The sequence below is a fragment of the Vibrio sp. genome (assembly GCF_038138445.1).
Taxonomy (GTDB): Bacteria; Pseudomonadota; Gammaproteobacteria; order Enterobacterales; family Vibrionaceae; genus Vibrio.
The window spans coordinates 20,987-27,740 of sequence record NZ_JAYQDQ010000055.1; the positions used below are offsets into that span (position 1 = coordinate 20,987).

The window sequence follows — 6,754 nt, forward strand, 5'->3', positions numbered from 1 at the left end:
GGTATTTTATTGACTTAACTTGCTTTATCAAGTGTGTTTGGTAGGCCAAAACGCTGTTTTAAGTTAGTGAGGAAAATCGGGTCTTCACACATGGCTTTTTCTGGCTCATCGCTAATTTTTGCAACCGAAGAACCATTGCATTCTGTCATTTTTATCACCATAGACAGAGGTTGATAGCTATTCCTATCATTAGACCAATCGCCCATATCATTGGCGAGAAATGTACCAATTCCGAAGCTGATATTCGCTCTGTCACCAAAGTATTGGCAGATTTCCAACGCTTTTTCGAAGTTCAACCCGTCGGTAAAGATCAGAGTCTTGGATTTTGGGTCGATACCGAGCGATTGGTAATGAGCCAATATTTTATCGCCCCAATCAAATGGGCTGCCAGAATCATGGCGAACTCCCGCATAGGCTGCTGCTCTTTCATAGGTGAAGTCTTTTAAGAATGTATCAATGCCTATGGTATCGGTTAAGGCGATTCCTAGAGTGCCATTAAACGCTTGGTGCCATGTGTCTAAGGCAACTTGTTGAGAAAGCGTGGGATTACCAAACTGTTGATGGGCCATAAACCACTCGTGAGCGACTGTCCCTATTGGTTTTATGCCAAACTGTTTGGCGAGGTGATAATTACTGGTGCCAGACATCAAGTCTGGGGCTTGTTGGTTTAGGTAACGGATAAGCTCATATTGCACTTTTGAGCTGAACCGACGGCGGCTTCCCATCTCAGAAAACTGAAAATTGGTAATTTGCCTTTTGTCTAATTCAGCTCTTAGGAAAGCAATTTTCTTTTCTAGAGTTTGTGTAAATTGATGCTCCGGAATACAGCCCCAACGCGCCTTGTTGCGTACCTCAGAAATAATACTCATCACAAGGGTTTCGTAGAGAATCGTTTCGTGCCAGATACCACTTATTGAGACGCGCAACTGCCCATTAACAACACTCACTGTCGTCTGCTGCATGGGCTTGAATCTAAATTCACTGAGATAGAGAAAGAAATCTTCATCTAGATAAGTAGCTTGATTCTTGAGGTAACTAATTTCTTGATCACCAAATTGGTAGTTGGCTAGTCGATTGATTTCTCGAGTTACATCAGTTCTTAAGTCAGACAGGTCTTCTTTGGAGCGCACGATGAGCTCATAACGAACTTGAGTATTAGGGTAGTATTTACGAGCCGCAAACATCATATTGATTTTGTATACGTCAAGATCTAATGCACTTTGGATAATAGTATCGTTAAACAGTGAAGCCCTCATCAAGCCTATCCTAAATGTGTCTGTTATGTTGATTTAGGGGACTTTAATCAAACAGCACATGGTTTGTCAAATTATGTTACTAACTTATATTGTGTAGATTTGATCTAATTCATAGTAATCATTCTAATTTAACTCATATATATAGTAATGCTATTTGATGAGGTTAGTCACTATTTGTTACTTTCTTATTGACCCGCAACATTTCAATGGTAAGGTACGTGACAGTTTAAGAACTTTGGGAATCTATAATGATTGTCACAATCGACATGATATGCCTCAGACTAGGTGAGCATGGACTGGAAACCTTGTTGATTAAAAGAGCTAATCCAGAGCGTCCACAGCCAGGCCTTTGGGCTATTCCCGGTGGGTTTGTTTTTGAGCAAGATATGTCTAAAAATGGCGGGCAAAAAGCTGATGAAGATTTCGAGGCAGCGCGCAAACGCATTTGCCGCCAAAAGATTCACACATATCCAAATTACATTAGCGAACCTATGGTTGACGGTAATCCTAAGCGCGATCCAGACGGTTGGAGTGTTACCATTGCCCATTATGCGCTCGTTAATAGAGCCAATATTGAACAAATAGATAATTGTGGCTTGGGGCAAGAACATCTCAAGTGGTTCCCGTTAAATACCATCTTAGATAATCAAATGGAACTGGCTTTTGATCACGCAGAGTTAATTCAATTAGCTTGGAAAAAGCTTAGAGCAGCAGTGGAGTATACCTCGGTTGCTTTGTTTACTTTGGATAAAGAATTCTTAGTTTCAGACATCATAGCGGCTTACGCAAAGTTTGGTGTTGAAGTAAACAGAATGACAGTCAAACGACGCCTTATCGATACCGGTGTTATTGTCAGTGCAAATAAAATGGCCTCGACCAATCGAGGAAAAGGTGGAAAACCCGCTCAGGTATATAGTTTGGCTGAAAATACGGTAACGTATTTTCAAACTTGCCTGCGTTAGAGGTGCTAGGAGTAAGTAATGATTTTACAAACGGTGAAAGTAGAAAAAAGCAAAACCGCGTCAATTGATGTTGATCCTCAAAAAGGCTTTAGTGAGCTCTGTCCAAACGAGCTTCCTGTTGCTGGTGCTCTTGATATAGTGAGCGAGTTAATTGAAAACCACAGCAAGGCTGATTTTTGTTTAGTGTCGAGAGATATGCATCCATCAGGTGCTGCTTGGGAAGCGGAAAAGCCAGAAAATATGCTCGAGCCAGTAGGCCTTCCAGAGGTTGATATTAAATGGAATCCGCATTGTATCGTGGGGACCTTAGGAGCAGAACTACTTCCCGGTTTACCACAGATTCGAGACTATGATTTCCAGATCAATAAGGGCATTGACCCTGACGCCCATCCTTATGGTGCTTTTTATCATGATCAAGCGGACGTTTTGTCGACTGGTGGAATTGAGTATTTGCGAGCTAACAAAGTTGAAACCGTTATCGTGGGCGGTTTAGCGTTAGACTTTTGTGTAAAAAAATCGATAGAACAATTGTTAGACGCAGGCTTTAAGGTGATTTTAAATTTAGCCTCGACACGGGCAGTGTTCCCTGAAAATGTAGACCAATTGACTCAAGAATTTTTTGAGAAGGGAGTAAGTTTGGTCGAAGGTGCGGCTGGTATAGTCAGCGAATAAAGAGCGAAATAAACAATGCGAAGTTATTAGGCTTCGCATTGTATACGCATTATGAATTAAGCAACTGCTTTGTTTGTTACAGCCTGGTTGAACTGGCTAAAGTAAAGTTTGGTCTCTTCGACAACGATATTGCGCAGGGCAAGTAAGCCAATCAGGTTGGGGATTGCCATTAGTCCGTTAACAATGTCGGCAAGTATCCAAATCATGTCGAGGTGCAAAAAGGCACCTGATGCAACTAGAGCAACAAACACTATTTTGTATGGTAAAACAGCGTTGGTTCCTAGCAGGAATACCACGCAGCGCTCACCATAATAGTTCCAGCCTAGAATCGTCGTGAAGGCAAAAAATATAAGGCCAGTTGAAACAAGCATAGGACCGAGTGTTGCTGAATCAAGTCCAACAGCAAATGCATGAGTCGTCATTGCTGCGCCTGAGAAGTCACTTTGCCATGCTCCAGTCAGAATTAGAGCCAGACCCGTCATGGTGCATATTATGATGGTGTCAAAGAAGGTTCCTGTCATTGAAATTAGACCTTGCTTCACGCAAGAATCTGTTTTAGCTGCTGCGGCTGCCATAGGAGCGCTACCAAGGCCGGATTCATTGGAGAACACGCCTCTGGCAATGCCTGATTGAATCGCAAGCATGATACTAGCCCCTAAAAAACCACCTGTTGCAGCGCTAGAGCTAAAGGCTGAAACAAGCACCAGTTGGATGGCAGGGATCAACTGATCGGCATTAACTATGATGACGCCAACACATGCTAATACGTAAAATATTGCCATTGCAGGGACGACTTTACCTGCCACTTTAGCAATTGATTTAATGCCACCTAAAGTGACGAAAGCGACCAAAAGTGTCAGCGTAATCGCGGCGAATGAACGTGGCACACCGAAAGATATTTCACTTGCATCGAGAATCGCGTTGACCTGAGGAAACGTTCCGATACCAAAGCAGGCAACGAGTAGGGCAAAAATAGCAAATAAGGTTGCAAGAAGTTTAGAGCCCACGCCATCTTGAAGGTAATACATAGGCCCACCGATCATTTGGCCATTCGCATCGACTTTTCTGTATTTAACCGCAAGGAGACATTCCGCATATTTGGTGGCCATACCAAAAAGAGCTGCAAGCCACATCCAAAATAAAGCACCAGGACCACCTAGCTTAATGGCGGTGGCGACACCAACGATATTACCTGTACCTATAGTGGCAGAAAGAGCGGTACATAAAGCGGCGAAACTAGATACATCTCCTTGTTTGTTTGAGTCGTGCTTACTAAACAGCATGGTTAGTGCTTTTGGCAGGTATCTAAACTGAAGTAGCCCTAAACGAAACGTGAAATAAACACCAGTACCGACAAGCAGTATCAATAGTGGAGGGCCCCAGACAAAGTTGTCTATTGTGGTAAGTAAAGATTGAAGATTGTTCATGAATTCCCCATAGTGATAAATGTTACTAAGGAGAAGAGTGAAAGCGCACAGACAATGGCTTAAGCCAAGATTTTGGACAAAAAGTTTACTTTATCTGCGTTATTCTTTGCACTCCTCTGTCCTTTTGCCTGAAAGTTTCACTCACTTGTCGTGAGCTTGCTCCTTCGGCGACCGATTAAACGGCTCTCTCCAGAGGTTCCTCCAATGACAGTCCACGCTGCATGCACAGCACCTGAAAGATTTACTTCTTCGGTAGGTTATTCGGCCATTTGTGTGCAAATTGGCGAAAAACCACTCTCCTGCCATCTTCATTGGAACGATTGTTTAATTACTAAACAAAAGTAAGTCGAAAGTGTGGTCACAATCGAAGTGTGAAATTTATCATGTTTATTGTGCAATTCAATGTATTTTTTGACTAAAGATAATGAAAGTTGAGTCTTTTGGGTTTTTCTGTGTCATTTGGACTATTAATTTGGTCGTGTCATTATGACTATTTTTTGAGATGGTCTGATATAAGTGGTTGATAATATGTATTATTAAAGTTGGCAAGAGAAATGCTATGTATAAAGGAAATGAACGTAAGCACTGGAGTCATTATGTTTAATCAACCAACTCGCGATACATTTAAAACACTATTGGCTGTTTCAAATATCGGTTTAACCATCACTTTTTTAGCACTGGTTGTGAGTGTGATCATTGCGTATCCATATGCTGATGCCTTCAGTTTAGAGGCGCAGGTAGCCGCGCATATCAGTACTATTATCATTGCGGCATTTTTGAAGGTGAGTTATGTCACTCGATGTCTAGCGCAATACAACTTAGGCCTTGAAGTAAGGTGAAGAAGATAGGTAACGCCTGTGTGGCGTTACCTTTACTTGGTGCTAAAAGTAGTTTGCATCTACTAATTCGCCAACACGAACTGTTTTCACATCTTGGCGAGCCTCAAGCCAAGAAACAACTTTTGCCTGTTGCTCACTGCTAACACTTTTATATCTCTCAGCATGGCAGATAAAGCCTTCAAAAAGCTCTAGGCCACCTCCGCCGAAACTTAAGTCTAAAGCGTCAATGTAGTCAATAAACTCATCAACAAAGGTATCGTAGCTATCAAAGTCTTGTATCTTTGTATCACAGCTTACTTCAAATCCGAGCATCGCAAACTCACCAAGAAATAGTTTCTTTTGAATGCGACGCTTTTTGTTATCTAACTTGAATGGTTTCATTATCATTACACCTTGGACATAAGAACTTTATTTATACCTCATTTTTACTGTCCACCCAAATTTGTGAGCTGTGTTATGTGAAATAACTGATTGATGCACAGTAGTTTGAGACAAAGCTGATATCTTTAAATGATTATTTGGGTCAAAAGCGCGTAAAACAGACTTGGCGCTGACCGTAGAACCTCAAAAAATGGTATAACTTAAAGCAAGAAAGAGGAAAACTTGTTCGGGTGGCTAAGGAGAGTGTATGACGAGATTGATCGCTATCGTATTTTTGGCTGCATTGGCCTTTGTATTGATTCGATATCGGACCAATGAAAAATTGCAAAGATATGTCGTTATTACCATGATTTCAGGTTTTTTAATCTACACCTCGGCTTTAGTCGTGACCGAACTAATGCGTTAATTCAGTAGGAGCAAAAACAGTGAATAACGAGTCTGATGTTGAAAATGATGATGTCGTAGTTATCGAAGAAAGAGATAAACGGAGCTACCTGTACATAATCATTGCTGGTTTACTAGGAGCTGCTCTAGGTGGACTGATAGGCTCATCTTTGACTTCTTCCAAATGGCAAGAGGCATACCACGGGTTAGAAACCAAATATCAGGAACTAGTGGAAGAGAAAAAGCAGTTAACTGACGAGGTCGAAGATAAAGTGGCTCGGGTCGACGCTGAGATCCAGGCTAAGTTAACTAAGGCGATAGATGAAAAGAAACACACCTTTGATGAAACCATAAAAAGCTTAAATGATCAGGTTGCTGAATTGGAAAAAGTGAACCTTTCTTTAGAAGAGCAACTCAACGAGCAAAAACAGAGTATTGCCCAGACGACTCAAGAAAATCGTAAGCTGAATAGGCAAGCGGATATGCAAGCGACCATGTTTGAACGTTCACGCGAATTGTTTCAGCAGGAGCTTAAAGTGAAGCAGGAATTGGAAGCTTTAGAAAAAGAGCGTGATGATCTTCAGCCAAAGTTAAAACAGTTGAAAGCTGACTGTGATTTGTACTTGGAGGGAACGTCGTGGGAAGCTAAATCTGATGCATGTGACAAACAGGATGAAGCTAATTCTCGCTTAAGCCATGTGAATCAAATGATTCGTGTGCATCAAATGGACTTGAAACAGATTAAGGCGTTAGCTAGTGAGTTAGGTTTGTGAATCACTTTGATCTGCTCCAGCCAGACTGGACACTTCATTAAGCGACATTTTGCTGTTCAA

At 41.6% G+C, this 6,754-nt stretch carries 8 protein-coding genes and 1 riboswitch; of the genes, 5 read left to right on the forward strand and 3 right to left on the reverse strand.

What is annotated here, in order from left to right:
- Positions 1–14: 14 nt before the first annotated feature.
- The gene (pncB, locus tag AAFM34_RS14095; protein ID WP_341663873.1) at positions 15–1,256 is read right to left on the reverse strand and encodes a nicotinate phosphoribosyltransferase; all 1,242 of its coding nucleotides are present in this window, start codon (positions 1,254–1,256) and stop codon (positions 15–17) included.
- 248 nt (positions 1,257–1,504) lie between these two features.
- Between pncB and AAFM34_RS14100 the strand changes: the two genes are divergently transcribed.
- On the forward strand, positions 1,505–2,218 hold the full coding sequence (locus tag AAFM34_RS14100) for an NUDIX domain-containing protein (RefSeq protein WP_341663875.1): 714 nt from the start codon (positions 1,505–1,507) through the stop codon (positions 2,216–2,218).
- A gap of 18 nt (positions 2,219–2,236) precedes the next feature.
- Positions 2,237–2,890 carry an isochorismatase family protein gene (locus AAFM34_RS14105; RefSeq protein ID WP_341663877.1) on the forward strand — a complete coding sequence of 218 codons (654 nt, stop codon included), beginning with the start codon at positions 2,237–2,239 and terminating at the stop codon, positions 2,888–2,890.
- A gap of 56 nt (positions 2,891–2,946) precedes the next feature.
- Here AAFM34_RS14105 and AAFM34_RS14110 read toward each other — a convergent pair whose 3' ends face one another.
- Positions 2,947–4,317, reverse strand: coding sequence for a sodium:alanine symporter family protein (locus AAFM34_RS14110; protein WP_341663879.1), 1,371 nt, complete (start codon positions 4,315–4,317; stop codon positions 2,947–2,949).
- Positions 4,318–4,423: 106 nt separating this feature from the next.
- Positions 4,424–4,520, reverse strand: a riboswitch (glycine riboswitch).
- 393 nt (positions 4,521–4,913) lie between these two features.
- Between AAFM34_RS14110 and AAFM34_RS14115 the strand changes: the two genes are divergently transcribed.
- The gene (locus AAFM34_RS14115) at positions 4,914–5,156 is read left to right on the forward strand and encodes a hypothetical protein (protein WP_114785501.1); all 243 of its coding nucleotides are present in this window, start codon (positions 4,914–4,916) and stop codon (positions 5,154–5,156) included.
- Between the two features lie 42 nt (positions 5,157–5,198).
- On the opposite strand, the gene AAFM34_RS14120 is transcribed toward AAFM34_RS14115, so the two are convergent.
- Positions 5,199–5,537 carry a 50S ribosome-binding protein YggL gene (locus AAFM34_RS14120; protein ID WP_341663881.1) on the reverse strand — a complete coding sequence of 113 codons (339 nt, stop codon included), beginning with the start codon at positions 5,535–5,537 and terminating at the stop codon, positions 5,199–5,201.
- Between the two features lie 247 nt (positions 5,538–5,784).
- Here AAFM34_RS14120 and AAFM34_RS14125 point away from each other — a divergent pair, with 247 nt between their 5' ends.
- Positions 5,785–5,943: a hypothetical protein gene (locus tag AAFM34_RS14125; RefSeq protein WP_172971825.1), complete on the forward strand. Its 159-nt coding sequence runs from the start codon at positions 5,785–5,787 to the stop codon at positions 5,941–5,943.
- A gap of 19 nt (positions 5,944–5,962) precedes the next feature.
- Positions 5,963–6,694, forward strand: a complete 732-nt coding sequence (locus AAFM34_RS14130) for a chromosome partitioning protein ParA (RefSeq protein ID WP_341663884.1) — start codon at positions 5,963–5,965, stop codon at positions 6,692–6,694.
- Positions 6,695–6,754: the final 60 nt, after the last annotated feature.